This window comes from Mesorhizobium sp. C416B (assembly GCF_030323165.1).
GTDB lineage: Bacteria > Pseudomonadota > Alphaproteobacteria > Rhizobiales > Rhizobiaceae > Mesorhizobium.
Genome location: NZ_CP100471.1, coordinates 4,013,283 through 4,038,514, shown reverse-complemented (window position 1 = coordinate 4,038,514; position 25,232 = coordinate 4,013,283). Strand labels below are relative to the sequence as shown.

The 25,232-nt window shown below is 63.9% G+C and carries 28 protein-coding genes and 1 pseudogene; 13 read left to right on the top strand and 16 right to left on the bottom strand.

The features are described 5' to 3' along the window. Positions 1-68: 68 nt before the first annotated feature. Together NLY43_RS19745 and hemC are read right to left on the bottom strand one after the other, a co-directional pair. Entirely contained in the window at positions 69-782 is a 714-nt protein-coding gene (locus NLY43_RS19745) for a uroporphyrinogen-III synthase (protein ID WP_023710201.1), read from the bottom strand. 1 nt (position 783) lies between these two features. After that, on the bottom strand, positions 784-1,707 hold the full coding sequence (gene hemC, locus NLY43_RS19740) for a hydroxymethylbilane synthase (RefSeq protein ID WP_023710202.1): 924 nt from the start codon (positions 1,705-1,707) through the stop codon (positions 784-786). A gap of 101 nt (positions 1,708-1,808) precedes the next feature. Between hemC and tsaD the strand changes: the two genes are divergently transcribed. From tsaD to NLY43_RS19710, 6 genes are all read left to right on the top strand, one after another. Continuing rightward, complete coding sequence (gene tsaD / locus NLY43_RS19735; RefSeq protein ID WP_196813837.1) at positions 1,809-2,894, top strand: tRNA (adenosine(37)-N6)-threonylcarbamoyltransferase complex transferase subunit TsaD; 1,086 nt, start codon at positions 1,809-1,811, stop codon at positions 2,892-2,894. Next, complete coding sequence (locus NLY43_RS19730) at positions 2,891-3,907, top strand: NAD(P)H-dependent glycerol-3-phosphate dehydrogenase (RefSeq protein ID WP_023710204.1); 1,017 nt, start codon at positions 2,891-2,893, stop codon at positions 3,905-3,907. The genes tsaD and NLY43_RS19730 overlap by 4 nt, the downstream gene beginning before the upstream one ends. Before the next feature lie 24 nt (positions 3,908-3,931). Further along, positions 3,932-4,228, top strand: coding sequence for a YciI-like protein (locus NLY43_RS19725; protein ID WP_023687732.1), 297 nt, complete (start codon positions 3,932-3,934; stop codon positions 4,226-4,228). 88 nt (positions 4,229-4,316) lie between these two features. Beyond that, entirely contained in the window at positions 4,317-4,742 is a 426-nt protein-coding gene (locus NLY43_RS19720; protein ID WP_023683904.1) for an EVE domain-containing protein, read from the top strand. Further along, positions 4,697-5,395, top strand: coding sequence for a class I SAM-dependent methyltransferase (locus NLY43_RS19715; RefSeq protein WP_198025518.1), 699 nt, complete (start codon positions 4,697-4,699; stop codon positions 5,393-5,395). Before NLY43_RS19720 ends, NLY43_RS19715 begins: the two co-directional genes overlap by 46 nt. Positions 5,396-5,500: 105 nt before the next feature. Then, a complete protein-coding gene (locus NLY43_RS19710; RefSeq protein WP_023710206.1) occupies positions 5,501-5,923 on the top strand; it encodes a DUF1761 domain-containing protein in 423 nt (140 codons plus the stop codon). A 21-nt stretch (positions 5,924-5,944) separates the two neighbouring features. Here the strand turns inward: NLY43_RS19710 and gcvA are convergent, their stop codons facing one another. Continuing rightward, on the bottom strand, positions 5,945-6,859 hold the full coding sequence (gene gcvA / locus NLY43_RS19705; protein WP_031198986.1) for a transcriptional regulator GcvA: 915 nt from the start codon (positions 6,857-6,859) through the stop codon (positions 5,945-5,947). A 134-nt stretch (positions 6,860-6,993) separates the two neighbouring features. Between gcvA and NLY43_RS19700 the strand changes: the two genes are divergently transcribed. Beyond that, complete coding sequence (locus tag NLY43_RS19700) at positions 6,994-7,233, top strand: hypothetical protein (protein ID WP_023710207.1); 240 nt, start codon at positions 6,994-6,996, stop codon at positions 7,231-7,233. 134 nt (positions 7,234-7,367) lie between these two features. On the opposite strand, the gene NLY43_RS19695 is transcribed toward NLY43_RS19700, so the two are convergent. Further along, positions 7,368-7,904 (bottom strand): L,D-transpeptidase family protein, encoded by a 537-nt coding sequence (locus tag NLY43_RS19695; protein WP_245264017.1) that lies wholly within the window; start codon positions 7,902-7,904, stop codon positions 7,368-7,370. A gap of 145 nt (positions 7,905-8,049) precedes the next feature. Between NLY43_RS19695 and NLY43_RS19690 the strand changes: the two genes are divergently transcribed. Both NLY43_RS19690 and NLY43_RS19685 read left to right on the top strand, forming a co-directional pair. Beyond that, on the top strand, positions 8,050-8,733 hold the full coding sequence (locus NLY43_RS19690) for a response regulator transcription factor (RefSeq protein ID WP_023670493.1): 684 nt from the start codon (positions 8,050-8,052) through the stop codon (positions 8,731-8,733). A gap of 177 nt (positions 8,734-8,910) precedes the next feature. Beyond that, positions 8,911-9,366 (top strand): cyclic nucleotide-binding domain-containing protein, encoded by a 456-nt coding sequence (locus NLY43_RS19685; protein ID WP_023670494.1) that lies wholly within the window; start codon positions 8,911-8,913, stop codon positions 9,364-9,366. A 159-nt stretch (positions 9,367-9,525) separates the two neighbouring features. On the opposite strand, the gene xth is transcribed toward NLY43_RS19685, so the two are convergent. The 6 genes from xth to tesB all read right to left on the bottom strand — a co-directional run bounded on the left by xth (position 9,526) and on the right by tesB (position 17,259). Next, entirely contained in the window at positions 9,526-10,332 is an 807-nt protein-coding gene (gene xth, locus NLY43_RS19680; protein WP_023710209.1) for an exodeoxyribonuclease III, read from the bottom strand. A 198-nt stretch (positions 10,333-10,530) separates the two neighbouring features. Next, positions 10,531-11,211: an outer-membrane lipoprotein carrier protein LolA gene (locus NLY43_RS19675; RefSeq protein ID WP_023683897.1), complete on the bottom strand. Its 681-nt coding sequence runs from the start codon at positions 11,209-11,211 to the stop codon at positions 10,531-10,533. Between the two features lie 138 nt (positions 11,212-11,349). After that, on the bottom strand, positions 11,350-14,019 hold the full coding sequence (locus NLY43_RS19670; protein ID WP_023670497.1) for a DNA translocase FtsK: 2,670 nt from the start codon (positions 14,017-14,019) through the stop codon (positions 11,350-11,352). Between the two features lie 345 nt (positions 14,020-14,364). Further along, the gene (locus tag NLY43_RS19665; RefSeq protein ID WP_373420142.1) at positions 14,365-15,813 is read right to left on the bottom strand and encodes an ammonium transporter; all 1,449 of its coding nucleotides are present in this window, start codon (positions 15,811-15,813) and stop codon (positions 14,365-14,367) included. A gap of 13 nt (positions 15,814-15,826) precedes the next feature. Then, a complete protein-coding gene (locus tag NLY43_RS19660) occupies positions 15,827-16,165 on the bottom strand; it encodes a P-II family nitrogen regulator (protein ID WP_023670499.1) in 339 nt (112 codons plus the stop codon). Between the two features lie 218 nt (positions 16,166-16,383). Beyond that, positions 16,384-17,259: an acyl-CoA thioesterase II gene (tesB, locus tag NLY43_RS19655; RefSeq protein WP_023710210.1), complete on the bottom strand. Its 876-nt coding sequence runs from the start codon at positions 17,257-17,259 to the stop codon at positions 16,384-16,386. Between the two features lie 112 nt (positions 17,260-17,371). Here tesB and NLY43_RS19650 point away from each other — a divergent pair, with 112 nt between their 5' ends. Further along, complete coding sequence (locus NLY43_RS19650; RefSeq protein ID WP_023710211.1) at positions 17,372-18,628, top strand: ubiquinone biosynthesis hydroxylase; 1,257 nt, start codon at positions 17,372-17,374, stop codon at positions 18,626-18,628. 22 nt (positions 18,629-18,650) lie between these two features. On the opposite strand, the gene plsY is transcribed toward NLY43_RS19650, so the two are convergent. Together plsY and NLY43_RS19640 are read right to left on the bottom strand one after the other, a co-directional pair. Then, on the bottom strand, positions 18,651-19,289 hold the full coding sequence (plsY, locus tag NLY43_RS19645; RefSeq protein WP_031195597.1) for a glycerol-3-phosphate 1-O-acyltransferase PlsY: 639 nt from the start codon (positions 19,287-19,289) through the stop codon (positions 18,651-18,653). Between the two features lie 16 nt (positions 19,290-19,305). Next, a complete protein-coding gene (locus NLY43_RS19640) occupies positions 19,306-19,836 on the bottom strand; it encodes a hypothetical protein (protein WP_023670503.1) in 531 nt (176 codons plus the stop codon). Positions 19,837-20,033: 197 nt separating this feature from the next. On the opposite strand from NLY43_RS19640, the pseudogene NLY43_RS19635 reads away from it, so the two are divergent. Further along, positions 20,034-20,624: pseudogene (locus tag NLY43_RS19635) on the top strand (FGGY-family carbohydrate kinase); the annotation flags it as partial. After that, positions 20,621-22,228, top strand: coding sequence for a GMC family oxidoreductase (locus tag NLY43_RS19630; RefSeq protein WP_023683891.1), 1,608 nt, complete (start codon positions 20,621-20,623; stop codon positions 22,226-22,228). The pseudogene NLY43_RS19635 and the gene NLY43_RS19630, both read left to right, overlap by 4 nt. A 12-nt stretch (positions 22,229-22,240) precedes the next feature. On the opposite strand, the gene NLY43_RS19625 is transcribed toward NLY43_RS19630, so the two are convergent. Together NLY43_RS19625 and NLY43_RS19620 are read right to left on the bottom strand one after the other, a co-directional pair. Next, positions 22,241-22,597: a YciI family protein gene (locus NLY43_RS19625; protein ID WP_023683890.1), complete on the bottom strand. Its 357-nt coding sequence runs from the start codon at positions 22,595-22,597 to the stop codon at positions 22,241-22,243. Next, positions 22,594-22,809, bottom strand: coding sequence for a hypothetical protein (locus NLY43_RS19620; protein WP_023683889.1), 216 nt, complete (start codon positions 22,807-22,809; stop codon positions 22,594-22,596). Before NLY43_RS19620 ends, NLY43_RS19625 begins: the two co-directional genes overlap by 4 nt. Before the next feature lie 219 nt (positions 22,810-23,028). On the opposite strand from NLY43_RS19620, the gene NLY43_RS19615 reads away from it, so the two are divergent. Beyond that, positions 23,029-23,454: an OsmC family protein gene (locus NLY43_RS19615; RefSeq protein ID WP_023683888.1), complete on the top strand. Its 426-nt coding sequence runs from the start codon at positions 23,029-23,031 to the stop codon at positions 23,452-23,454. Between the two features lie 209 nt (positions 23,455-23,663). On the opposite strand, the gene NLY43_RS19610 is transcribed toward NLY43_RS19615, so the two are convergent. Further along, entirely contained in the window at positions 23,664-24,293 is a 630-nt protein-coding gene (locus tag NLY43_RS19610; RefSeq protein WP_023683887.1) for a YceH family protein, read from the bottom strand. A 152-nt stretch (positions 24,294-24,445) separates the two neighbouring features. Then, the gene (locus NLY43_RS19605) at positions 24,446-25,225 is read right to left on the bottom strand and encodes a succinate dehydrogenase iron-sulfur subunit (RefSeq protein ID WP_023670510.1); all 780 of its coding nucleotides are present in this window, start codon (positions 25,223-25,225) and stop codon (positions 24,446-24,448) included. Positions 25,226-25,232: the final 7 nt, after the last annotated feature.

The window sequence follows — 25,232 nt, the reverse complement described above, 5'->3', positions numbered from 1 at the left end:
GTGATGGTTTGAAAAATGGTCTAGCACATCATCATCAGGTGAAAAGGGGCGGCGTGATGACACGGGGCTCAGTCGCCGCGGTGCAACAGCTCAAGCAGCGCCTCCTCCTGCGGTTCCCGCGCCATGCGTATTTTTTTGCCGGCGGCATTGTCAAATGCCGCTGCCACGCGCTCGGAGAGCGCAAAAGCCTGCATGTTTTCAAAGAGATCGCGCAGCCCCGCCCTGTTGGTCAAGGCCTGCAACGCTGCCGCCGCCTTGGCTGAATAGAGCAGCACCGCGTCGACCGCCTTGTCGGACAGGCGTGTACGGGTTTCAGCATCGGAATAATCGAGCGAAATCGTGTCGTAAGTTTCGACGGTGCGGACCTCGACGCCGGCATTTCGCAGCCGCGCCTCGAAGGGCGGAAACCGCACGCGCCCTGTGAGATAGACGACCGCCTTGCCGGAAAGGCCGGCGGCAATCGCCTCGGCCAGCCGCTCGGCGTCGCCCGCCCCTTCGCTGACCGACAAGAACCCTGCCGAACGTGCCGCTTCAGCCGTCCTGCGTCCGACGGCATGGCAAGGCAAGGCGGCGAGCGCACGAATGAGTTCTTTCGGCGCATGCCGCACGGCATTGGCGCTGGTCACAGCGACGGCCACGGCATTGTCGCACGCAGCATCGGCGCCAACCGGCAGTGTCACCGTTTCGGTCAGTGGCAGAAGGAGAGGCTCAAATCCCAATTCCTGCAGCCGCCGCATGGTTCGCGACGCCCCGGGCTGCGGTCGCGTCACCAGGACACGCATGTCAGACCCAGCCGTCGAAGAAGGTTTCGCCCGCTTTGACCCGCACCATCCTGGCCGCGTCCGTGCCGATGTCAGCGGCATCCAGCGCCAAGCCTTCGGCCTTGACCTCATGCGATTGCGTGCCATCGGGCGAAATGATCAGCCCGGCGAAAACCAGCCTGCCGCCCGAGATCGTCGCATAGCCGGCGATCGGCGTGCGGCAGGAGCCGTCGAGCGCCGCCAGGAAGGCGCGCTCACAGGCCAGCGCCTGGCCTGTCGGCACATCATGGATGGCCACCAGCATCTTTTCGACCTCGCTGTCGCCGATGCGGGTTTCGATGCCGATTGCGCCTTGTCCCGGCGCCGGCGGAAAAGCATCGAGCGGCATCAGATCGGTGACGACATGGCCGAGCCCGAGCCGCTTCAGCCCGGCATAAGCGAGGATCGTGCCTTCGGCGACGCCTTCCTCCAGCTTGCGCAGCCTGGTCTGCACATTGCCGCGGAACATGACCACGCCTAGGTCCGGCCGCATGCGCCGGATCAGCGCCTGGCGCCTGAGCGAAGACGACCCGACCTTGGCGCCTTGCGGCAAATCAACAATGCGCTTCACCGCCTTTCCGATGAAGGCGTCCCGCGCATCCTCGCGCGGCAGGAAGGCGGACAGCTCCAGCCCGTCCGGCAGCACTGTCGGCATATCCTTGGAGGAATGCACGGCGATATCGATCGTGCCGGCCAGCAGCGCCTCTTCGATTTCCTTGGTGAACAGGCCCTTGCCGCCGGCTTCCGACAGCGGCCGGTCCTGGATGCGGTCGCCGCTGGTCGAAATGACGACGACCTCGAAGGCTTCCGCCGGCATGCCGTGCGCTTCCATCAGCCGCGCCTGCGTTTCATGCGCCTGGGCGAGCGCCAGCGGGCTGCCGCGTGTTCCGATTTTCAAAGTTTGCATGGCGCGCGGTCCGTGATAACCCCCGGCTGGCTTTGCGTTTCCGGCACTCCCTCTAACTAGGAAAGTCCGGCGACACAATCTCTGGAGACAGCGACGAATTGATCCGCGTTCTGGGCATTGAGACGAGTTGCGACGAGACCGCCGCCAGCGTGGTGACGCTGGAAGGCGATTCCGTGCCGGTGATTGCGTCCAACATCGTGCTCAGCCAGATCGAGGAGCACGCCGCCTTCGGCGGCGTCGTGCCGGAGATCGCCGCGCGCGCCCATGTCGAGGCGCTGGACGGCATTGTCGAGGCCGCTCTTGCGGATTCGGGCGTAGCCCTGGCCGACATCGACGCCATTGCCGCCACTGGCGGCCCCGGCCTGGTCGGCGGGCTGATCGTCGGCCTGATGACGGCCAAGGCGATTGCAGCGGCCGCCGGCAAGCCGCTGATCGCCATCAACCATCTCGAAGGCCACGCACTGACCGCAAGGCTGACCGACGGGCTCGACTTTCCCTATTTGCTGCTGCTGGTTTCCGGCGGCCACACCCAGATCGTCGCCGTGCGCGGCGTTGGCGACTACCAGCGCTGGGCGACGACCATCGACGACGCGCTCGGCGAAGCTTTCGACAAGACGGCCAAAATGCTCGGCCTGCCCTATCCCGGCGGCCCGAACGTCGAAAAGGCGGCAATGTCGGGCGATGCGACGCGCTTTGCCTTTCCGCGGCCGATGAGGGGCTCGGCGCAGCCCGATTTCTCCTTCTCCGGCCTCAAGACCGCCGTGCGCCAGGCGGCGACCGCCATCCAGCCGCTAAGCGAGCAGGATGTCGCCGACATCTGCGCCTCGTTCCAGGCGGCGGTAGCCGACGCACTTGGCGACCGCGTGGCCCGCGCGCTGGCCCGCTTCCGTGACGAATTTCCGGACAAGGCCGAGCCGGCGCTGGTCGTTGCCGGTGGCGTCGCCGCCAACAGAGCGATCAAGGCGACGCTGCAGAAGCAGTGCGCCGAGGCCGGCTTCGCCTTTGTCGCGCCGCCGCTGAAGCTTTGCACCGACAATGCGGCGATGATCGCCTGGGCCGGGATCGAGCGGTTGCGGGCAGGCTTGTCGCAAGAGAACGGCTTCGATTTCGTGCCGCGTTCGCGCTGGCCGCTGGACAGCATTTCGGCGCCGATGGTCGGCTCCGGCCGGCGTGGAGCGAAAGCATGAGCGCCGGCAAGACAAGCGGCAGGGACAAGACCGGCTGGCGCGTTGCCGTGCTTGGCGGCGGCGCCTGGGGCACGGCGCTGGCGCTGGCGATGCTGCGCGCCGGTCACGATGTCCGGCTCTACGCCCGCGACGAAGAGACGGTTTCCGCGATCCGCCGCGGCGAGAACCCGCGTTATCTCCCCGGCATCGCCATTGAAACAGGCATTGCGGCGACGAGCGATATCAGCACGGCCCTGACCGATGCCGATTGCGCGCTGGCCGTGGCGCCGGCGCAGGCGCTGCGCGCCATGCTGACGACGGCAAAGCCCCATATGCCGAAAGGCATCCCGCTGGTTCTCTGCGCCAAAGGCATCGAGCGCGACACCGGCGCGCTGCTGTCGGCGATCGTTGGTGAGATCCTGCCCGAAACTCCGGTTTCGGCCTTGTCCGGTCCGAGCTTTGCCGCCGATGTGGCCAGGGGTCTGCCGACCGCTGTCGTGGTTGCTTCCCCCGACGACGCCTTGGCGGCCGAGCTTGCCGCGCGCTTTTCGGCGCAGAATCTGCGCTGCTATTCCAGCGACGATTTGATCGGCGTCGAGATTGGTGGCGCTTTGAAGAATGTCTTCGCCATTGCCGCTGGCGCCGTCACCGGCGCTGGGCTCGGCGCCAGCGCGCAGGCCGCCATGGTGACACGCGGCTTCGTCGAACTGCGCCGCATCGGGGCATCCTTCGGCGCCAAGCCGGAGACGCTGATGGGGCTTTCCGGCCTCGGCGACCTTTTGCTCACCTGCTCTTCGGCCCAGTCGCGCAATTTCGCCTATGGGCTGGCGCTGGGGCAAGGCAAGCCCTTGGCCGGACTGCCGCTCGCCGAAGGCGTGCCGACGGCGGCGATCGCCGCCCGCATCGCCACCGAGCGCCACATCGACGCGCCGATCATCGCTGCGGTGTCGGCGATACTGGACGGCACGATCACCATTCGGCAGGCTGTGTCCGCGCTGATGACGCGACCCCTGAAAACCGAAACCGACCTCTGATCCCCAAACAAACCGGAGTTTAACATGCTGTTTGCGTTGATTTGCAAGGACAAGCCGGGCAGCCTGCAGGTGCGGGTCGATACGCGGCCGGTCCACGTCGCCTTTCTCGAACGCCTGAACGCCGACAACAAACTGGCCTTTGCCGGCCCGTTCCTCGACGCCGAGGGCAAGCCCAATGGCAGCCTCGTCGTCGTCGAAGCGCCCGACCTCGCCGGTGCGCAGGCGCTGTCGGCTGCCGACCCCTATGCCAAGGCCGGGCTGTTCGAAAGTGTCGAAATCCGCCAGTGGAACTGGACCTTCAACAAGCCGGCGGCTAGTTAGTTCCGGCGGCGCCTAGAGTGATCCCAGGAAAAGTGTGTAACGGTTTTCCGTCCGGAATTGCGCAAAAAATAGTAGTTGGAGCAAAGACATGAACTACTGGCTGTTCAAATCCGAACCTTCGGTCTTCTCCTTCGAGGCGCTGAAGGCCAAGGGCAAGGCCGGCACGCAGTGGGACGGCGTGCGCAACTATGCAGCGCGCAACAACATGAAGGCGATGCAGATCGGCGATCTCGGCTTCTTCTATCACTCCAATGAAGGGCTGAACGTCGTCGGCATTGCCGAGGTCTGCGGGCTTGCCCACCCCGACAGCACCACCGACGATCCGCGCTGGGAATGCGTCGACATCCGCGCCTTCAAGGACGTGCCGAACCCGCCGACGCTGGAGCAGGTCAAGGCCAATCCGAAGCTTGCCGAGATGGCGCTGGTGCGGCTTGGACGGCTTTCCGTACAGCCGGTGACGCCGGCCGAATGGAAGGAAGTCTGCCGCATGGGCGGCCTGACGCCGGCTCCGTGACGGTCCTCACTTCGAACAGCGCGAAAAAGTTCATTCTCGACAACACGGCGCTTATGTCGCCGCCGCATGTGCCGGAGATTGTCCTCAATCTTGCCGACGAAGCGCATGACCTCTGGCAGCGCACGGAGAACGAGCTGATCGAAATCGGCCTGCCGCCGCCGTTTTGGGCCTTTGCCTGGGCTGGCGGTCAGGGCCTTGCCCGTTACGTGCTGGACAATCCGTCGGATGTGCGGGGCAAACGCGTGCTCGACTTCGCCTCCGGCTCCGGCCTTGTCGCCATCGCCGCCGCCAAGGCGGGTGCGGCGCACGTGATCGCCGCCGACATCGACCCGTTCTGCGAAACGGCGATCCGCCTCAACGCAGAGGCCAATGGCGTTGCCATCGACTTTTGCGGCACGGACTGCATCGGCACCGACGCCGGCTGGGACGTGGTGCTGGCCGGCGACGTCTTCTACGACAAATCCTTCGCCGACACGCTGATGCCGTGGTTTTCGACACTGAAGGCGCGCGGCGCTGACATCCTCGTCGGCGATCCGGGCCGCTCCTACATGCCGAAGGCGGGACTGGAGCCGCTCGCAGTCTACGAAGTGGCGGTGACGCGGGCGCTGGAGGACGCCCTGGTCAAGCGCACCACGGTGTGGCGCTTCGCTTGACGGCATTGCCGAACAGGCGTTCCATCGCGCATTGATTTGAAGAATACGCATGTCGTTATCCCAGAACCGTCAGGCTTTGGGCTGCATGCTTGAGGGGAGGACTTTATGGATTTTTCAGTGGTGAACTGGCTGGCGGTGGTTGTCGCGGCCGTCGCGGCGTGGCTGTTTGGCGCCGTCTGGTACACGGCCCTCAGCAAGCCTTGGATGAGGGCGGCCAGGATCGATCCGTCAACGTCAAAGAAATCGATATTGCCCTTCATCATCTCCTTCATCGCCGAGCTGATCATGGCGCTGGTCTTGGCCTTGGTCGTCGGCGCGATGACCGGCGGCGAGCCGGTCCTTGTCGCAGGGCTGGTCTTCGGCTTCGTCCTCTGGCTGGGTTTCGTCGCCACGACGCTGATGGCCAACCATCGCTATGAGAATTTCGGCTGGGACCTGACCCTGATCGACGGCGGCCACTGGCTCGGCGTGCTGTTGATCATCGGCGCGGTGATCGGCTGGTTCGGGGCGCCGGTCGTCGCCAGCTGAGGCCTGCAGAAGTCGTCAGGTCTACGTCCTGGCGACTTCGTCGAGGATCCATTCGCGGAAAGCGATGATGCGCGGATCGTTGGCAGTGCTCTCGGGATAGACCAGGAAGTAGCCGAACTCCGGCCCCACGCGCAGACCGAGTTCAAAGGGCTGCACCAGCCTTCCCTGGGAAAGGTCGTTTGCCACCATGGCGAACTCGGCGAGCGCCACGGCATTGCCGTCGAGCGCCGCCTGCACGGCATCGGTAGAGGTTCCAAACACGATAGTCCGGCTGTCGTCGAAATCGTTGATGCCGGCCGCGGCCATCCACATGCGCCAGTTCGGCCATGTCACGCCTTGGCGCGACCATTCGATATGGGCAAGCGTGTGGTTGAAGAGGTCGCGCGGTTCGCGCAGCGGCGGGCCGGAGGTCAGCAGGCTCGGGCTGCACACCGGAATGAGGATGTTGTCGAACAGGCGATGGGCGCGAAGCCCCGGATACTTGCCGACCCCGAACCGGATGCCGACATCGACGTCGTCGAGTTCGAAATCGCGCACTTCGTAGCCGATGTCGAACCTCAGCTCGATACTGGGCTGAAGTTTGCGAAAATCGTCGACGCGCCGCATCAGCCATTTTGACGCGAACTGCGCGTCGAGCGTCACCTTCAGCAATGCCGTGCCGCGCGTAAGCTTGCGCGCCCGCGACACCGCCCGGTTGAGCAGGTCGAGCGCATCGATCGAGGCCTCGAACAGCACCGTACCTGCCTCGGTCAACCGGATGGTACGACTGGTTCGCGTGAACAGCACCAGCCCGAGCTGATCCTCGATTTCCTTGATCTGGTGGCTGACCGCCGCCGGCGTCAGCCCGAGCTCGTCGGCAGCGCGGGTGAAATTGAGGTGGCGGGCGGCGGCTTCCAGAGTCCTCAGCGCGCGCGTTCCGGGCAACAGACGGGACATCACCGTATCCTCAAATAAAACTTGACGATCCGAAAAGAACTACTCGTTTCTCTTATGGATTTCAATGCGGCATGATGCATCCATCGAAACACCATCAAGCCGGATTTGATATCCCGCGGAACACGGAGCGCATCATGTCCATCTTCATTTTGAACTCGCCCGCAGCTCGCTCGAACTGGTTCCATGCCGTAACGGACTGGCTTCGCCAGGCGAAAGTCGCCATCAACCTGCCGCGCCAGGACGTGGAGGACCTTTCGGATCGCCAACTGCGCGATGTCGGCGCGCAGCGCAAGGACGTGACGCGGGCCGTGGACCGGGAACTCGGCCGGCTTGGATTGCTGGACACTGGATGGCAGAAGCCGAGAAGGCGTTAGGCAATGGTGAGTAGGGAGTAGTGAGTAGTGAGTAGTGAGTAGTGAGTAGTGAAGGATTGAAACGACGCCGAGACCATCCTACTCCCTACTCCCTACTCCCTACTCCCTACTCCCTACTCCCTACTCCCTACTCCCTACCTCACCACCCTCACCACCGTCCGGTCCGACACCAGCGGCAACAGCCGCGCCATTGTCCGCGCTGTCACCGCCACGCAGCCTTGCGTCGGTGTGAAGCCTGGGCGCGCCAGATGGAAGAAGATGGCGCTGCCACGGCCGCGCCGGCGCGGCGCCATGTTCCAGTCGAGCACAAGGCAGGCGTCATAGAGGCGGTCGTCGCGCCGCATTCGCTCATGGCTGGCGCAATAGGGGATTTTCACCGGCCGGTTGTAGTTGCGGTCGTCCGGCACCTCGCACCAGCCGAGATCGGCGCCGATCGGCGCCATCGCCAGCCGGGTTTTGCGGCCGGCCGCGAAATGATCGCCCCGAAAATATCCTGACAAAATCCGCATCTCGCCAAGCGGCGTCGCACCGTCGCCTTCGCGCTTATTGGCCGAGATGCCGCCGCGTCCGAGCGCACAGGCAAACACCTTGCTGCCGGCCTGCAATATCCCCTGGCTGGGGTTGCCCGGCCTCGCCCGAACCACCAGCACACGCAGCCTTTTCGGCAAAATTGCGCCGGCTGCATTGCGATCGCGTTTTTTCTTGTATGATCGTGTCACGGAACAAATCACTGTGATCGGACTGTTGCGCCGGTCAGCTTCCGCATAAATGGGGGGCGGTCAACTGAAAATTCTTTTCAAAACAATGGATTGATCCATGACATCACGTACCATTCTGATCGTTGACGATGATGACGACCTGCGCGGAACCCTCGTCGAGCAACTGGCCCTTTACGAAGAATTCGACGTCTTGCAGGAAGCGACCGCCGCCAAAGGCGTCGCCGCGGCGCGCGGCGGGCTCATCGACCTGCTCATCATGGATGTCGGGCTGCCCGACATGGATGGCCGCGAGGCGGTGAAGATCCTGCGCAAGGGCGGCTACAAGGCGCCGATCATCATGCTGACCGGCCACGATACCGATTCCGACACAATTCTGGGCCTCGAGGCCGGCGCCAACGACTATGTCACCAAGCCGTTCCGCTTCGCCGTGCTGCTCGCCCGCATACGCGCACAACTGCGCCAGCACGAGCAGAGCGAGGACGCCACCTTTTCGGTCGGGCCCTACACGTTCAAGCCCAGCCAGAAGCTTCTGATCGACCAGCGCGGCGGCAAGGTGCGGCTGACCGAGAAGGAAGCCTCGATCATCAAATATCTCTATCGAGCCGACCAGAAGGTGGTGACGCGCGACGTCCTGCTCGAGGAAGTGTGGGGCTACAATTCCGGCGTCACCACGCACACGCTGGAAACTCACGTCTACCGGCTGCGCCAGAAGATCGAGCGCGATCCTTCCAATGCTGAAATTCTTGTGACAGAAAGCGGCGGCTACAAGCTGGTTCCTTAAACTTTTCATTGTTCAATAAGCGGTCGGGGCGGGACTGTTTCGGGGAGGATCCGGCTGGGGGAGCCTGGATCGGCCCGCTGCGCAGATTGAAGTGTTAGAGCGTCCTTTGCGCGTCCAATTGGACGCGCGGCGCTCTAAGGGAGGGATTGGACTGACCGTTCGGGGACGCAGCTAGAGATGGCGCTGGATGACGACATCCGCATCCTGTCCGCCGTGAAGCTCTTTGAGGGTTTCACGCAGGAACAGCTGCGCCTGCTCGCCTTCGGCGCCGAAGCCACCCATCTGCAGGCCGACCGCAAGCTGTACCGCGAGGATGACGAAGCCGACTCAGCCTATATCGTGGTCAGTGGCCGCATCGTGCTCTACCGCGAGCATGACGGCGACCGCATCCCGATCGGCACCGCCGGCCCCGGCACGATCCTCAGCGAACTGGCGCTGATCGCCGACTCAAGACGGCTGACCAGCGCCTCGGCCGAGACCGATTCGGAAGTGATAAGGTTGAGCCGCAAGATGTTTCGCCGCATCCTGGAGGAATATCCCGAAGTGGCGGTGAAACTGCACCAGCGAATCCTCGATGATTTTCAGGCCATGATCGCCCGCATCGAGAAGTTGGCCCCAAGGTTTGGCGGGTAGGTCCCCGCGACCGCGCTCACGCTTGGGTGTGTCGAGATTCAGGTCAGGCCGAGTCGAAAATGGCTGATACCGAGAACCGGAGCGGAGCGTACTCAAAGTACGCACCGGAAGCGCAGGTATCGGCCATTGCAGGCCGGCCTCACCTGAATATCGGCACGCCTAATCCAGGTCGAACCGCGCAATCACCGGCACATGGTCCGAGGGCCGCTCCCAGCCACGCGCCTCTCGCAGGATCTCATAGCCGGCAAAGCTCGGCACCAGGTTCGGTGACGACCAGACATGGTCGAGCCGGCGGCCGCGGTTCGAGGCTTCCCAGTCCCGCGCGCGATAGCTCCACCAGGTGTAGAGCTTCTGCTCTGGCGGCACGTCGAGCCGCATCAGGTCGACCCAGTCGCCGGCGATCCGCATCGCGTCGAAATTTTGCGTCTCGACCGGCGTGTGGCTGACGACGTTGAGCAATTGCTTGTGCGACCAGACATCGTGCTCCTGCGGCGCGATGTTGAGGTCGCCGACCAGGATCGAAGCCGACACCTGGTTATGCGCGGCGTGGATGGCGTTCATCTCGGCAACGAAATCGAGCTTGTGGCGGAACTTGCGGTTGATCTCCGGATCGGGCTCGTCGCCGCCGGCCGGCACGTAGAAATTGTGGACCAGGATTGCCTTGCCGCCGGCCTGCACCTTGACCGACAGATGCCGGCTGTCATCGATCTCGCAGAAGCGCCGTTTCTCGACAATCTCGATCGGCCGCCGCGCCACCGTCGCAACGCCGTGATAGCCCTTCTGGCCATGGAATGCGATGTGCTCGTAGCCGGCCTTGCGGAACGCCTTTTCCGGAAACAGCTCGTCGGGAACCTTCGTCTCCTGCAGGCAAAGCACATCGGGCGCCTGCTCCGTCAGCAGCCGCTCGACGATCGGCATGCGCAGGCGCACGGAGTTGATGTTCCAGGTGGCGATGGAGAAGGGCATGCGGCGATCCGAACAAGGTCGCCGATCTACTGCCAGCCGAGCGCCACAAACACAAGCCAGCCTTTGCGGGCGGCGGCCCTGATTCAGGTCAGGCCGAGTCGAAAATGGTGGTCTCCGAGAACTGGAGCGGAGCGTACTTAAACCACGTGAGCGCCGGAAGCGCAGGAGATCGCCATTTGCAGGCCGGCGTGACCGGATCTAGCGGTGGTTGGTGTTCAGCTCGCGGTTCGCCGTATAGTCGATGGCGAACGTATCCGCAGGGAAGCTGACGCCTTCCTTGGTGTTGTAGATCATCACCGTGGTGTCCTTGCCCTGCGCGTCGGTGATGGTCCACTGGCGCAGATCATAGGATTTCGGATCGAACATCATGGTGATCTTCGAATTGCCGAACACCGACTTGTCGGCAAGCTGGATGGTGGTGAGGTCGCTCTCTTCCTTGATCGATTTGACGCGGCCGCCCGAGAGGTCGATCTTGGTGTCGAGCAACAGCTTCAGCGGTGTCTTCGACAACGGATAGAGATCGGACGTTTTCAGCCGCTTGTTGAGGATGACCACCGACTTGCCGTCGGAAATCACCCGAAAATTTGACTTGCCGTCATAGTTGAAGCGAATCTTGCCTGGCCGCTCAAGGAAGAACTTGCCGCCGGTCTGCTGGTTGTTGGGGCCGAACTGGACGAACTCGCCGCTCATCGATTTGACCGAGGAGAAATGGTCGGCGATCTTTTGCGCCGTCGGCGGCACCGCCGCCTGCGCCGAGGCCAAGAGCTGGAACCCCGGCACGACGTTGATGGCCGCGGCGCCGGCAAGCATCAGGCCAAGGCCGAGCAACTGGCGACGGTTTGGAGCGAAATCGCTGATCGCGGAAAGATCGTTTTTCATGCCGGTCACTCTCGTGTGGTGTGTGTCTCGTTGCAGTCCGTGGACCCCCAGTTAGACTTAAGTTTGGCGGGCCGGACAGCGCTCAGTCGCTGTAACGCGCCAAAAGGTTCAAGGTTGCCGCCGGGCCATATCGGCTGATCAGAACTTGTCGTCCTCGGTCGGCACCAGAATTTCGCGTTTGCCGGCATGGTTGGCCGGGCCGACAATGCCTTCCTTCTCCATCTTCTCGATGATCGAGGCGGCGCGGTTGTAGCCGATGCCGAGCCGGCGCTGGATATAGCTGGTCGACGCCTTGCCGTCGCGCAGCACGACCGAGACCGCCTGGTCGTAGGGATCGTCGGAATCCTCGAAATTGCTGTTGCCACCACCGCCAGCGCCGCCCTTGCCCGACGGCTCGTCATCGTCCTCGCCGTCATCCTCGGTGATGGCGTCGAGATATTCGGGCACGCCCTGCAGCTTCAGATGGGCGACGATCTTCTCGACCTCGTCGTCGGCGACGAACGGGCCGTGCACGCGCTGGATGCGGCCGCCGCCGGCCATGTACAGCATGTCGCCCATGCCGAGCAGCTGCTCGGCGCCCTGCTCGCCCAGAATGGTGCGGCTGTCGATCTTCGACGTCACCTGAAAGGAGATACGGGTCGGGAAATTGGCCTTGATGGTGCCGGTGATGACGTCGACCGACGGACGCTGCGTCGCCATGATGACATGGATGCCGGCCGCGCGCGCCATCTGTGCCAAGCGCTGCACCGCGCCTTCGATGTCCTTGCCGGCGACCATCATCAAATCGGCCATCTCGTCGATGATGACGACGATGTAGGGCATCGGCTCGAGATCGAGGTTCTCGGTCTCGTAGATCGCCTCGCCGGTCTGGCGGTCGAAGCCGGTCTGCACGGTGCGCGAGATTTTTTCGCCCTTCTTTTCAGCCAACTGCACGCGCGCGTTGAAGCCGTCGATGTTGCGCACGCCGACCTTGGACATCTTGCGGTAGCGGTCCTCCATCTCGCGCACCGTCCATTTCAACGCCACCACGGCCTTCTTCGGGTCGGTGACCACCGGCGTCAGAAGGTGCGGGATGCCGTCATAGACGGAAAGTTCGAGCATCTTCGGGTCGATCATGATCAGTCGGCAGTCCTGCGGCGTCAGCTTGTAGAGCAGCGACAGGATCATGGTGTTGATGGCGACGGACTTGCCGGAGCCGGTGGTGCCTGCGACCAGCACATGCGGCATCTTGGCGATATCGACGATCACCGCCTCGCCATTGATGGTCTTGCCCAGCGCCAGCGCCAGCTTGGACTTGGTCGTCTCGAAATCGCGGCTGGCCAGGATCTCCCGGAGATAGACGGTCTCGCGCTTGGCATTCGGCAATTCGATGCCGATGGCGTTGCGGCCGGGCACCACGGCGACGCGGCAGGCAATGGCGCTCATCGAGCGGGCGATGTCGTCGGACAGGCCGATGACGCGCGACGATTTGATGCCGGGCGCCGGCTCCAACTCATAGAGCGTGACCACCGGGCCGGGCCGTACCGCGATAATCTCGCCCTTGACGCCGAAATCCTCCAGAACGCCTTCGAGCAGGCGCGCATTCTGCTCCAGCGCGTCCTTGGACAGGCTGGCGTCGCGCACCACGTTCTTCGGCTCCGACAGGAAATGCAGCGACGGCATTTCGAATGTTTCCGAGCCGATCAGCGAGGTCTGCGCCTCGCGCTGGACGCGCGCGCCGGGAGCGGGACGCGGCGCAGGTGCGGCGACGCGGGTCGCCGCATCTGACCGGAAGTTTTGCACCTTGGCGTTCGGCGCGGCACGGCGCTGGACCGGCTCGTCGTCGAGTTCGACCTCCTCGTCGCCATTGTCGAAACCGGCATCGAGGACGTCGTCATCGTCCGGATCGACGGAAACGCTGCGGTCATTGACCATGGCGGCGAAGAATTCCGGCTCGACGCGGGCGCGGCCATCCGGGCTCATCCGCGCTTCGGCGAATTCCGCCGATTCGACCCGTTCGGCGGCGCGGCGCCATGCGGTGGAGCGCTGCTCCATCTCCGGCTCGAACTCGTCGCGCTCCTGCTGGCGGCGCACAGCCCGGCGATGCATCCAGGCGCGGAAAGACAGCCACCAGTGGGTAACGGCGCCGAGCGCCAGTATCCCCTCGTCGCCCTCGTCCTCGTCTTCGTCGAAGAGCAGATCGTCCTCTCGGGGATCGGGCTCCGCGGTGCGCTCCATGACGGCAAAGCCGTTCTTGCGCGCAATCAGCGCCGAGCCATAGGCAAACAGCCACAGCGCCGGCGCAATGAGCACCATGGCAATGATGCTGGCAACGATGCCGGTCGGGTAGCCGCCAATGACCACGCCCGGAATATTGAGCACCATGTCGCCGAACACACCGCCGAGGCCGGTCGGCAACGGCCACGTCTTGGGCGGCACCACGCAGCCGGCCATCGCCGCCGCGAGCAGCGCGAAGCCGAACCAGGCAAGGCCGCGCTTCGGCAGCCTGTCGACGCCGCGCGCCGAAAACAGGAGAAAGCCCCAGATCACCGCCGGCACCAGGGCGGCGACCGCGGCAAGGCCGAAGAACTGCATGGCGAGGTCGGAGAATACCGCGCCCGCATAACCCATGGCGTTGGTGACGATGTTGGCGGTGGCGTGCGAGAAGCTGGGATCGGCGACGTTCCAGGTCGCCAGCGCCGCGACGCCAAAGGCGACCAGCGCAAACAGGCCGGCGCCGACCAGCCGCCCGACCTGGCGCCGCGCGAATGCCTGGATGCCGTGCCCCGTATCGGTCAGCGCGAGCGGTGCTGAAGCCCCTGAACGCATGCTTCGTTCCCCGTCTGTCATGGACTGGCCGGGCGCATGACGCACTCCGGCAGATTCGGATGTCAGACTATCGGGGGGAAGGTTAAGGCCGCATTAACTATACGCACCCAGAGCCACGATCTTGCTCACTCCACTGTAGGCAGTCTCAACAGTTCGGAACCAATCCGGTCGACGTCTCCCCGCCGGCGGCCATCACTAGAACGTGATTGCGCAGGACCGAGGCCTGCCAGCACGGTTGCCAAAAAGAGAGGCCCGGAATGACCCGGGCCTCAAAGCGTGAACTCCTTTCGGGAGCGTCACGACGGGATGGGAGAATGCGGGGCGGCCGAGGCCGCCCCGCAAGGCTTACGAGTGGTAGGCCGCTTCGCCATGCGAAGTCAGGTCGAGGCCTTCGCGCTCGGCGTCGGCTGTCGGACGCAGACCGATGATCAAGTCGACGACCTTGTAGAGGATTGCGCTGCCGATGCCCGACCACAGCAGGGTTACCAGGACGCCTTTGCCCTGCGCCAGCAGCTGCGTGGCCGTGCCGGCATAGCCGGCGGCGAAGTCGGCCGTCGAATAGTCGACGATGCCGGCGCCGCCGAGGGCGGGATTGACCAGAATGCCAGTGCCTAGCGCACCGATGATGCCACCGACGCAGTGGACGCCGAAGACATCGAGGCTGTCATCATAGTCGAACGTGTTCTTCACCACCGAGACGAAGAAGTAGCAGACGAAGGTGGCAACGATGCCAAGCACGATAGCGCCCATCGGGCCGGCAAAACCTGCAGCCGGCGTAATCGCGACGAGGCCGGTGACCGCGCCCGAAACAGCGCCGAGCATGGAGGCTTTGCCGCGCAGCAGCGATTCAAGCACGATCCAGGCCACTGCCGCCGCCGCCGTGGCGACGAAGGTGTTGATCATCGCCAGCACCGCATAGGCGTTCGCTTCGAGGTTCGAACCGGCGTTGAAGCCGAACCAGCCGACCCACAGCAATGAAGCGCCGACCATGGTCAGCGTCATCGAGTGCGGCGCCATGATGTCCTTCTTGTAGCCGATGCGCTTGCCGATCATCAGCGCGCCGACGAGACCGGCAATGCCCGCATTGATGTGAACGACCGTGCCGCCGGCGAAGTCGATGGCGCCGAAGCTGAAGATCAGGCCGGACGGGTCGGCATAGGCGCTCGGGCCGCCCCAGAACCAGACCATGTGCGCGATCGGGAAGTAGATTAACGTCACCCATAGGATAACGAAAAGGATCAAGGCGGAGAATTTGACGCGTTCGGCGAATGCGCCGACGATCAGGGCGGGCGTGATGCAGGCGAAGGTCATCTGGAAGACGACGAACACCAGTTCAGGAATGGCGACGCCCTTGCTGAAGGTTTCCGAAAGCGTCGATACGTTGACGCCGGAGAGAAACATCTTCGAAAGGCCGCCGACGAAGGCGTTGCCCGGGGTGAAGGCGAGGCTGTAGCCGTAGAAGACCCAGATGATCATGACCACGCTGGTGATGGTGAAGACCTGCATCAGCACCGACAGCATGTTCTTGGTACGAACCAGGCCGCCGTAGAAAAGCGCAAGGCCGGGAATGGTCATCAACAGCACCAGCACGGTGGAAATCATCATCCACGTGGTGTCGCCCTTGTCGACGGTAAAAGCCGGCGCTGCTGGCGCTGCCGCCGCGACGGCGGGAGCCGCCTCCTGCGCGAAGGCAGCAACCGTGCCCAATGCTCCGAGCGCTAAGGAGCCCAGCAGCGCGGAGCGCGCCACTGACTTCAAGGTGGAAGGTATATTCATTGAACTCTCCATTGGAATACGTGTTCGCCGCTCAAAGTGCGTCGGTGTCTGTTTCGCCGGTACGGATGCGCACCGCCTGATCGATGCCGAAGACGAAGATCTTGCCGTCGCCGATCTGGCCGGTCTTGGCCGCCGCCGTGATGGCTTCGACGGCCTTGTCGACCAGGTCTGTGCTAACCGCGACTTCGATCTTGATCTTCGGCAGGAAACTGACCGCGTATTCCGCCCCGCGATAGATTTCCGTGTGTCCCTTCTGACGCCCGTAGCCTTTGACTTCGGTGACGGTCAGGCCCTGGATGCCGACGGCGGTGAGTGCTTCGCGCACCTCGTCGAGCTTGAACGGCTTGATGATTGCCATCACGATTTTCATAAGGTTTCACCCTTTGCTGTTGCGGTCCCCCGCGTTTGCACACCTTCACCGATCCCAAAAAGCCCGGAGAGTGCCCAATAGGATTCAAGCTCCGTGCCAGTTGCCGAAGCAGGGTGTTAACTCATTGTAAATAAACGGATCGCTCGAGTCCCGGCGCCACGGTGCGCACTGTCAACGGACAGTCACTGATTAAAAAGTAGGCAATTTTTCGAAAATGCCTATTCCGCAGGCGGCCGCTTCAGCCGGATCAGGCCTTCCTGGGCAACCGAGGCGATCAGCGTGCCGTCGCGGGCAAACAGCGAGCCGCGGGTGAAGCCGCGCGACCCCTGCGTCGACGGGCTGTCCTGCGTGTACAGGATCCAGTCATCGAGCGGATTGCTGCGATGGAACCACATCGCATGGTCGAGGCTCGCCGCCTGGATGTCGCGGTCGAAAATGGCGCGGCCGTGCGCAAAGGTCGAGGTGTCGAGCAGCGTCATGTCGGAGAGGTAGGCAAGCACCGCCGCCTGGATGCCGCGGTCGGTCGGCACCGGGCCGGTGGTGCGGATCCAGATGTTCTGCTGCGGCTCCAGCTTTTCGCGGCTGGTGTAATGCTTCAGCATCACCGGCTTCATCTCGATCGGCCGGTCACGCTCCCAGTAGCGCTTGATGCCGTCCGGCACCGCCTCGCCGAACTTGCCCAGCAATTCGCGCTGCGACAACAGGCTGTCGGGCGGCGGCACGTCGCGCGGCATCGGCAGCTGATGCTCAAGGCCAACCTCGTCCTGCTGGAACGAGGCTTCCAGCGAAAAGATCGCCTGGCCGTGCTGGATCGCCACCACGCGCCGCGTGGTGAAGGAGCCGCCATCGCGGATGCGGTCGACCTCGTAGACGATCGGCACCTTGGTGTCGCCGGGCCGCATGAAATAGCCGTGCAGCGAATGCACGTGGCGCTCGGGCTCGACGGTGCGCTGCGCGGCGACCAGCGCCTGGGCGATGGTCTGGCCGCCGAAAACGCGCTGCCAGTCGAGCTTGGGGCTGCGACCACGGTACAGATTGTGTTCCAGCTGCTCGAGGTCGAGAATGCTGAGAAGCTCGTCCATGGCCGCCGTCATGCTTCGTGACCTCGCCGTAAGATGCTATGGCGGTTTCCGACAGGAATGGCGGGCAGTCAAGGCCGGAATGCCCCAGTGGGCGGGGATGGTCGAGACTTCGAAAGGAATTGACATGGCGAACCGCAACCCGGACGCAAAAACCCCGCTCGACGTGCTGGTCGCTGGCGCCGGCTATGTCGGCCTCGCCGCCGCCGTGTCGCTGAAACAGGCGCGGCCGAACCTGGCTGTCGCCGTCGTCGATGCCGCGCCCCCCGGCGTCTGGCAAAAGGATGGCCGCGCCTCGGCGATCGCCGCCGCCGCCTGCCGCATGCTCGACCAGCTCGGCGTCTGGCAGGAAATCGTCGGGCAATCGCAGGCGATCACCGAGATGATCGTCACCGATTCGCGCACCGCCGATCCGGTGCGTCCGGTGTTTCTCACCTTCGATGGCGAGGTCGCGCCGGGCGAACCGTTCGCCCACATGGTCACCAACAAGGACCTGAACGGCGCCTTGCGCCGCCGCGCGCAAAAGCTCGGCATCGACATCATCGAAGGTGTCGCGGTCGCATCGTTCGACGGCAATGGCGCCGGCATCACCGTGCATCTGGCCGACGGCGCGGCGATTAAGGCGCGGCTGCTGGTCGCCGCCGACGGCGTCAATTCCAAATTGCGCGACATGGCCGGCATCAAGACGGTGAAATGGGAATATGGCCAGTCCGGCATCGTCTGCACGGTGGCGCATGAGCGCCCGCACAATGGCCGCGCCGAAGAGCATTTTCTGCCGGCCGGCCCGTTTGCAACGCTGCCGCTCAAGCCCACCGAGGACGGCACCAACCGTTCGTCGCTGGTCTGGGTCGAACGTTCCGAGGATGCCGAGAAGCTGGTCTCGGGCGACGACCTCGTCTTCGAGCAGGAGCTTGAAATGCGCTTCGGCCTGAAGCTCGGCGAAATCCGCGTCACCGACAAGCCGCGCGCCTGGCCGCTCGGCCTGACCAGCGCGCGCGCCTTCGTCGCCCCGCGCGTAGCACTTGCCGGCGACGCCGCGCACGGCATCCACCCGATCGCCGGCCAGGGCCTCAATCTCGGCTTCAAGGATGTGGCGGCCCTTGCCGAAGTGGTGGTCGAGGCCGATCGCTTGGGACAGGATATCGGCGCGCTCGACGTGCTCGAGCGCTACCAGCAATGGCGCCGCTTCGACACGGTGCAGATGGGCGTCACCACAGATGTGCTGAACCGGCTGTTTTCCAACGACATCGACCCGCTGCGCCAGCTCCGCGACATAGGCCTCGGCCTTGTCGAACGGATGCCCAGGCTGAAGGAGTTCTTCATCCGCCAGGCGTCGGGGTTGTCCAACGGCACACCACGGCTGCTCAAGGGTGAGGCGATTTAGGCCGGGAATGAGTGCCGCTTTGTCATAGACGCGGCTCGGCTCCTGACATCAGCCGCGCAATGTTGGCGCGGTGGCGCACGATCACGTAGATGCCGCCGGCGATGACCAGCAACCGGTAGGGCAATGGTTGTCCCATGCCGCCGACGAGGGCGATCGCGGTGAGCGCCGCCAGCATCGAACTCAGGGACACAATTCGGGAAACTGCCAACACCACGGCAAATGCCGTCGCCGCGCCTAGGCCCACAGGCCAGGACATCGCCAACAAAACACCCAACCCCGTCGCAGCCGATTTGCCGCCGGTGAAATTCAGCCAGATCGAACGGCTATGCCCAAGCAAAACAGCGAGTCCGGCCAGGCATACAATCCAAGGAGCCCAAACGGGCATATCAGATATTGCCGACGGCGGCGTTGCGGAGGACCAGAAACAAAACCAACGGGCAAAGATGACCGCTGCCGCCCCTTTCAGCACGTCCACCAGAAGCACCACCAATGCTGGCCATTTCCCGAGTGTGCGCAATACATTTGTCGCACCGGTGGACTTGGAGCCGTGCTCCCGGATATCGATGCCCTTAAGCAGTTTCCCCGCCAGATAGCCGGCAGGCGTAGAGCCGATAAGGTAAGCGGCAGCCGATCCTACCACGCTCGCTATCCAGAATGACATGCGCCCGGGCTGTTTCTCAGTTGACCTCAAACCCCAGCTTCTGCCGCAGTCGCAGCATGCGTTGGTCGGCGACCTTGAAACTCTGCTCGCCGCTCTTGGCAACACGATCCAGCATCTGCAGCAGATCTTCGCGCTCATGCGGATCGAGGCGCTCGCGCAGGAAGGGCGCCAGCTTGTCGATGACGATCGTCGTGTCGTCGATCTGCGCCGCGGCCCATTTGGCGTAGACGACGGCTTCATCGGTCTTCTTCTGGTTGTCCGCAATCTGCGAGATCACCTCGCGGATGACCGTTTCGCGCTTCGGCAGGATCGGGCCGTGCTCCGCTGCCAGTGCGGTGATCAGCGTTGCCGCCGCCACCACCGGATCGTCGATCGCCGTCAGCGGCGACAGCGCCGCCTGCTTGCGCAGCTTCTTGCGCCTTATGTTGCCCTGGACGCGGCCGACGACGTCGGCGACCTCGCGCGCGGCTTCGTTCATGGCCTTCATGCGATACCACCAGAACGCCCCGGCTCCCAGCACGCCGAGAATAGCAATCAGGAAAGGCATGTCGAATTCCCCCGAAAATTGCGGCGACGATAGGAGAACTCCGGCGTTGCTTCAACACGCAAGAATTGTATCTGATGAGAAAACAGAGCTGGCCCCCTAATCATCCAGACGCCGAGATCGGACGTCCTGGGTTCAGGTCGCTCGTCACGGGCACTAATGATGCAACCGCTTAGCGATAACGCCGACTTCGCGTCGAGCGCGGTGCCCATTATGACGATCCGTTCGGCCACTGCAATGCGGCTGTCGGCGCGGTGACGCCGGCCTGGGACGATCCGATGTTCCACCCGTTTCTCTACGGGTCGTGGCAAGGGGCGGAATACCGCGCCGGCTTCTACGGCCTTGCCGGCTGGCACAAGGAAGGCCATATGCTGCGCGCGCTGTTCGAGGGCGTGATGTTCGAGCATAGGCGCCACATCAATGTCCTGAAGGACGCCGGTGTCAGCTTCGACAAGGCGGTCCTGTCCGGCGGCGGCTCGCGCAGCGAGCACTGGCCGCAAATCTTCGCCGACGGGCTTGGGGTGCCGATCACCGTGCCTGAGGCGCGCGAGACCGGCGCGCTTGGCGCGGCAATCGGCGCCGGGGTCGCGGCCGGCCTGTTCGCCGACTATGAGGCCGGCGTCGACGCCATGACCCGGTCAAGCGCCGCCTACCGTCCGAACCCGGCCATGCAGGACCATTACAACAGGCGTTATCGCGCCTATTGCGGCCTTGCCGATACGCTGCGATCGTTCTGGGCCGAACAGGCGGCAGAACCGAGTAGAACACCGCCGAGTAAACCACCGCAATGACCCAACGGCTCGATGGCGACTACGACTACATCATCGTCGGCGCAGGCACGGCGGGCTGCGTGCTGGCCAATCGGCTGAGCGAAAACCCGGCGACGCGCGTGCTGCTGCTTGAGGCCGGCGGCAGCGACAATTATCACTGGGTGCATATCCCGGTCGGCTATCTCTATTGCATCGGCAATCCGCGCACCGACTGGATGATGAAGACTGCCCCCGAATCCGGCCTGAACGGCCGCTCGCTGGTCTATCCCCGCGGCAAGGTGCTGGGCGGCTGCACCTCGGTCAACGGCATGATCTACATGCGCGGCCAGGCGGCGGACTACGATGGCTGGCGGCAGATGGGCAATGTCGGCTGGGGCTGGGACGATGTGCTGCCCTACTTCCTCAAATCCGAGGACCATCATGGCGGCAAGACCAAGCTGCATGGCTCCGGCGGCGAATGGAAAGTGGCGCGGCAACGCCTGTCCTGGCCGATCCTGAACACCGTGCAGGAGGCGGCCAAGGAATTCGGCATCATGCCGCGCGAGGATTTCAATGACGGCGACAATGAGGGGTCCGGCTTCTTCGAAGTCAACCAGAGCAAGGGCGTGCGCTGGAACACAGCCAAGGCATTCTTGCGCCCGGCGCTGCGACGGCCGAACCTGAGGCTGGTCGTCAACGCCCATGTCGAGACGGTGTTGTTCGAGGGCAAGCGTGCTATCGGCGTTTGTTATCGCGCCGGCGGCCGAACCATTGAGGCAAAGGCCAGGAGCGAGGTGCTGCTGACCGCCGGTTCGATCAACACGCCGAAACTGCTGGAGCTTTCCGGGGTCGGCGAGCCGGATCGCCTCGCCGCGCTCGGCATCGATGTGGTTCACGCCAGCCCCGATGTCGGCGAGAACCTTCAGGACCATCTGCAGATCCGCACTGTCTACAAAGTGTCGTCGGCGCTGACGCTCAACACGCTAGCCAACAGCCTGAGCGGCAAGGCGAAGATCGCGCTGCAATATGCCTTTGGCCGCTCGGGACCGATGTCGATGGCGCCGAGCCAGTTCGGCATGTTCTCGAAATCCAGTCCGTCGATGGCGACGCCGGACCTGGAGTACCACGTCCAGCCCTTGTCTACCGACCGGCTGGGCGACCCGCTGCACCCGTTCCCGGCAATCACCATGTCGGTCTGCAATCTGCGGCCCGAGAGCGTCGGCTCGGTGCACGCCACGACCCGCGACCTGGCGGTGCAGCCGGAAATCCGGCTGAACTATCTCTCGACGGTGCGCGACCGCGAGATCGCGCTGCGTTCGGTGCGCCAGGCGCGCGGCATCATGACCGCCAAGGCTCTTGCCGGCTTCCATCCGGAAGAAATCCTGCCTGGTCTCGCCCACCAGTCGGACGAGGACCTGCTGCACCAGATCGGCTCGATCGCCACGACCATCTTCCACCCGGTCGGCACCTGCCGGATGGGTGTCGACGACCGCGCCGTCGTCAGCCCGGACCTGCGCGTGACCGGTATCGAGGGGCTGCGGATCATCGACGCGTCGATCATGCCGCGCATCGTCTCCGGCAACACCGCCTCGCCAGTGGTGATGATCGCCGAGAAGGCGGCGGATATGATCCGCCGGCCTGCATGACCTCGCCGCCGCCTATGACCCCGGCACGTCGTAGATCGCCCTGACCTCGATCGTGCCGATTTCGGCCAGCGGAATCTCGCCTGCGATCGCCAGCGCCTGTTCGAGACCGTCGGCCTCGATCATGACGAAACCGAGCAATTGCTCCTTGGTTTCGGCAAACGGACCGTCCGTGATCAGCCGCTTGCCCTGGCGCCGCCGCACCGTCTTCGACGTCTTCACCGATTGCAGCGCCTGCGCGATGATCAGCTTGCCTTGCTGGTCCAATGACCGGTCGTAGGCCATCGAATCGGCGTCGAGCTTGGCCTGACGCTCCGGCGTCATGGCATGGAGGTCCTTTTCCTCGCCGTAGACCAGACAGACATATTTCATTTCCAGCTCCCTTGCTGTGACGAAGCATATGCGATCACGGCGCCGGCGGCATCCTTGCCGGCAGCAGCGTGGTCGAGCACGCAGACCGCAATGCCGATCACGGCGACCGCAGCAAGCAGCCGGCCGAAGCCGGAAGGTCGCGAGCACTCGATCTCGTGTAGACGCGCGCTTTTGTCGGCGTCGTTCCAATGGGCAGAAAACAGATTGTTCATCTTGGATCTCCATCCGCCACGAGAATCCGTGGACGCTCGCAGGACGGCCGGCGCCGATGCAAGTCGACATTTTTGCACGCACATTTTTTCAGAAGAATTTGCAGGGCACGCCGGCGTCGCATCCGGCCGAAACAGCGCGGTGGTCTTCCCCTGCCGCCGCGCTATAGTTGGAGGGAACGCCGCGTGGCCGGCGCTGTCGCTGTAATCAAGGAGAATTCTATGGACCGTACCGCAAACGCCGTCTGGAAAGGCAATCTGAAGGAGGGCACGGGCACGCTCGACAGCCAGAGCGGCACTTTGAAAGGCACGCCCTATTCGTTCAAGGCTCGCTTCGAGGACGAGAGCGGCAAATCCGGCACCAATCCCGAAGAGTTGATCGCGGCGGCACACGCCGGATGCTACGCCATGCAGCTGTCGCATTTCCTGGCCGAGAACGGCACGCCCGCCACCGAGCTCGACGCCAAGGCGGTGGTGACGCTGGTCCCCGGCACCGGCATCACCGGCAGCGCCATCACCCTGGTCGGCAAGGTACCGGGCATTGATGCGGCGAAGTTCAAGGAACTGGCCGAGAAGGCCAAGGCGGAGTGCCCGGTTTCGAAGGCGCTGGGGGCCATCGCAGTGTCGCTCGACGCGAAGCTGGGGTGATCCGCCGATTTTGCCCGGGGTAGCGATTCTTCGCGCCCCCCTCTGCCCTGCCGGGCATCTCCCGGGGAGATTGGAAGCTCGGTAGCTGGCACTTTCTTTCGACGTTCGTGATTGGCGAAGGCCGGCGTGACATCTGATCTCCCCACTTGAGGGGGAGATGGCCGGCAGGCCGGAGGGGGGTGCTGTCCCACCAACGTCTCGGATAACTATTAGGCGCCCAGCGCATCAAGCCGGGCGCGAAGGGCTGCGACTTCCTGCTCCAGAGCCTCCAATCTCGCTTCCAGGTCGGAAGCAGGCAAGGCCGGCGCGCTCCGCTGCACCGATAACGCCGCGACGTCCACCGGTCCTGCGAGCAGATGCACGTAGCGGTCCTCGCGCTGGCCTGGCCCGCGCGGTATTTCCTGGATCAGCGGCGGTCGGCGGCCGATCAGCATGTCGAGTTCAGCGCGCAGGTCTTCGATCGACGAAAACCGTGCCATGCGCTCAGCTCGCGCCAGCAACTCATGCGCCGTCTGCGGCCCGCGCAGCAAAAGCAGGCCGATCACCGCAGTCTGCGGCCTCGTCAGCGAGAAGCGCTGCGCCATCTGATGCTCATAGCGCTCGACGCGCGAGCCGAACATCTGACGCACCAGCCCCTTCTGCTCGAGCAGCTTCAGCGTCCGATGCACCTCTGTCGGCTCGAGCGCCATCACAGGCTCGCGCGCCGTCTTCTGGTTGGCGGCTGCAAGTGCTGCATTCAGCGTCAGCGGATAGACATCCGGCGTCAGCTCCTTCTTCTCGATCAGGCAGCCGAGCACACGGACTTCGATCGGATTAAGGATTGGAAGCTCTTCGCTCATTGGGTTGAGTATCCTTTCTAGCGCCGGCGAGACAGCGCCCACCTCTCTGTCCTACCGGATATCTCCCCACCCGTGGGGGAGATGTCCGGCAGGACAGAGGGGCGCGCGAAGGATCGCCGCGTTCGAGATTGCCGCGAGCGAACTCGCCTCAACTAAACCCGCCGCTCCACCATCATCTTCTTGATCTCGGCAATCGCCTTGGCCGGGTTGAGCCCCTTCGGGCAGGTCTGGGCGCAGTTCATGATGGTGTGGCAGCGGTAGAGCCGGAACGGGTCTTCGAGATCGTCGAGCCGTTCGCCCGTGGCTTCGTCGCGGCTGTCGATCAGCCAGCGATAGGCCTGCAGCAGCGTCGCCGGGCCGAGATAGCGGTCGCCGTTCCACCAATAGCTCGGGCACGAGGTCGAGCAGCAGGCGCATAGGATGCACTCGTAGAGCCCGTCGAGCTTTTCGCGGTCCTCATGGCTCTGCAGCCATTCCTTGGCCGGCTCTGGCGACACTGTCTTCAGCCATGGCTGGATCGAGGCGTGCTGGGCGTAGAAATTGGTGAGGTCGGGCACCAGGTCCTTGACCACCTGCATATGCGGCAGCGGGTAGACTTTGACGGCGCCGGAAATGTCGTCGCAGCCCTTGGTGCAGGCCAGCGTGTTGGAGCCATCGATGTTCATGGCGCAGGAGCCGCAAATGCCTTCGCGGCAGGAGCGGCGCAACGCCAGCGTCGGGTCGATCTTGTTCTTGATCCAGAGCAGCGCATCGAGCACCATCGGCCCGCAATCGTCCATGTCGACGAAATAGGTGTCGATGCGCGGGTTCTCGTCATCGTCGGGCGACCAGCGGTAGATGCGGTATTCCCGCAGGTTGGTGGCGCCCTCCGGCTTCGGCCAGGTCTTGCCCGGCTGCACCTTGGAGTTCTTGGGAAGCGTGAGTTCGACCATTACCTCT

Excerpts from the sequence above, each read along its gene's own strand:
- NLY43_RS19650 (WP_023710211.1), top strand. The coding sequence starts at position 17,372 with ATGGCGAACCGCAACCCGGACGCAAAAACCCCGCTCGACGTGCTGGTC.
- NLY43_RS19620 (WP_023683889.1), bottom strand. The coding sequence starts at position 22,809 with ATGAACAATCTGTTTTCTGCCCATTGGAACGACGCCGACAAAAGCGCG.
- plsY (WP_031195597.1), bottom strand. The coding sequence starts at position 19,289 with ATGTCATTCTGGATAGCGAGCGTGGTAGGATCGGCTGCCGCTTACCTT.
- tesB (WP_023710210.1), bottom strand. The coding sequence starts at position 17,259 with ATGACGGCGGCCATGGACGAGCTTCTCAGCATTCTCGACCTCGAGCAG.
- NLY43_RS19615 (WP_023683888.1), top strand. The coding sequence starts at position 23,029 with ATGGACCGTACCGCAAACGCCGTCTGGAAAGGCAATCTGAAGGAGGGC.
- NLY43_RS19745 (WP_023710201.1), bottom strand. The coding sequence starts at position 782 with ATGCGTGTCCTGGTGACGCGACCGCAGCCCGGGGCGTCGCGAACCATG.
- NLY43_RS19725 (WP_023687732.1), top strand. The coding sequence starts at position 3,932 with ATGCTGTTTGCGTTGATTTGCAAGGACAAGCCGGGCAGCCTGCAGGTG.
- NLY43_RS19700 (WP_023710207.1), top strand. The coding sequence starts at position 6,994 with ATGTCCATCTTCATTTTGAACTCGCCCGCAGCTCGCTCGAACTGGTTC.
- NLY43_RS19625 (WP_023683890.1), bottom strand. The coding sequence starts at position 22,597 with ATGAAATATGTCTGTCTGGTCTACGGCGAGGAAAAGGACCTCCATGCC.
- NLY43_RS19610 (WP_023683887.1), bottom strand. The coding sequence starts at position 24,293 with ATGAGCGAAGAGCTTCCAATCCTTAATCCGATCGAAGTCCGTGTGCTC.
- NLY43_RS19720 (WP_023683904.1), top strand. The coding sequence starts at position 4,317 with ATGAACTACTGGCTGTTCAAATCCGAACCTTCGGTCTTCTCCTTCGAG.
- NLY43_RS19730 (WP_023710204.1), top strand. The coding sequence starts at position 2,891 with ATGAGCGCCGGCAAGACAAGCGGCAGGGACAAGACCGGCTGGCGCGTT.
- NLY43_RS19690 (WP_023670493.1), top strand. The coding sequence starts at position 8,050 with ATGACATCACGTACCATTCTGATCGTTGACGATGATGACGACCTGCGC.
- NLY43_RS19640 (WP_023670503.1), bottom strand. The coding sequence starts at position 19,836 with ATGCCTTTCCTGATTGCTATTCTCGGCGTGCTGGGAGCCGGGGCGTTC.
- NLY43_RS19630 (WP_023683891.1), top strand. The coding sequence starts at position 20,621 with ATGACCCAACGGCTCGATGGCGACTACGACTACATCATCGTCGGCGCA.
- NLY43_RS19670 (WP_023670497.1), bottom strand. The coding sequence starts at position 14,019 with ATGCGTTCAGGGGCTTCAGCACCGCTCGCGCTGACCGATACGGGGCAC.
- NLY43_RS19715 (WP_198025518.1), top strand. The coding sequence starts at position 4,697 with ATGGAAGGAAGTCTGCCGCATGGGCGGCCTGACGCCGGCTCCGTGACG.
- NLY43_RS19675 (WP_023683897.1), bottom strand. The coding sequence starts at position 11,211 with ATGAAAAACGATCTTTCCGCGATCAGCGATTTCGCTCCAAACCGTCGC.
- gcvA (WP_031198986.1), bottom strand. The coding sequence starts at position 6,859 with ATGTCCCGTCTGTTGCCCGGAACGCGCGCGCTGAGGACTCTGGAAGCC.
- NLY43_RS19605 (WP_023670510.1), bottom strand. The coding sequence starts at position 25,225 with ATGGTCGAACTCACGCTTCCCAAGAACTCCAAGGTGCAGCCGGGCAAG.
- NLY43_RS19660 (WP_023670499.1), bottom strand. The coding sequence starts at position 16,165 with ATGAAAATCGTGATGGCAATCATCAAGCCGTTCAAGCTCGACGAGGTG.
- NLY43_RS19685 (WP_023670494.1), top strand. The coding sequence starts at position 8,911 with ATGGCGCTGGATGACGACATCCGCATCCTGTCCGCCGTGAAGCTCTTT.
- hemC (WP_023710202.1), bottom strand. The coding sequence starts at position 1,707 with ATGCAAACTTTGAAAATCGGAACACGCGGCAGCCCGCTGGCGCTCGCC.
- NLY43_RS19710 (WP_023710206.1), top strand. The coding sequence starts at position 5,501 with ATGGATTTTTCAGTGGTGAACTGGCTGGCGGTGGTTGTCGCGGCCGTC.
- xth (WP_023710209.1), bottom strand. The coding sequence starts at position 10,332 with ATGCCCTTCTCCATCGCCACCTGGAACATCAACTCCGTGCGCCTGCGC.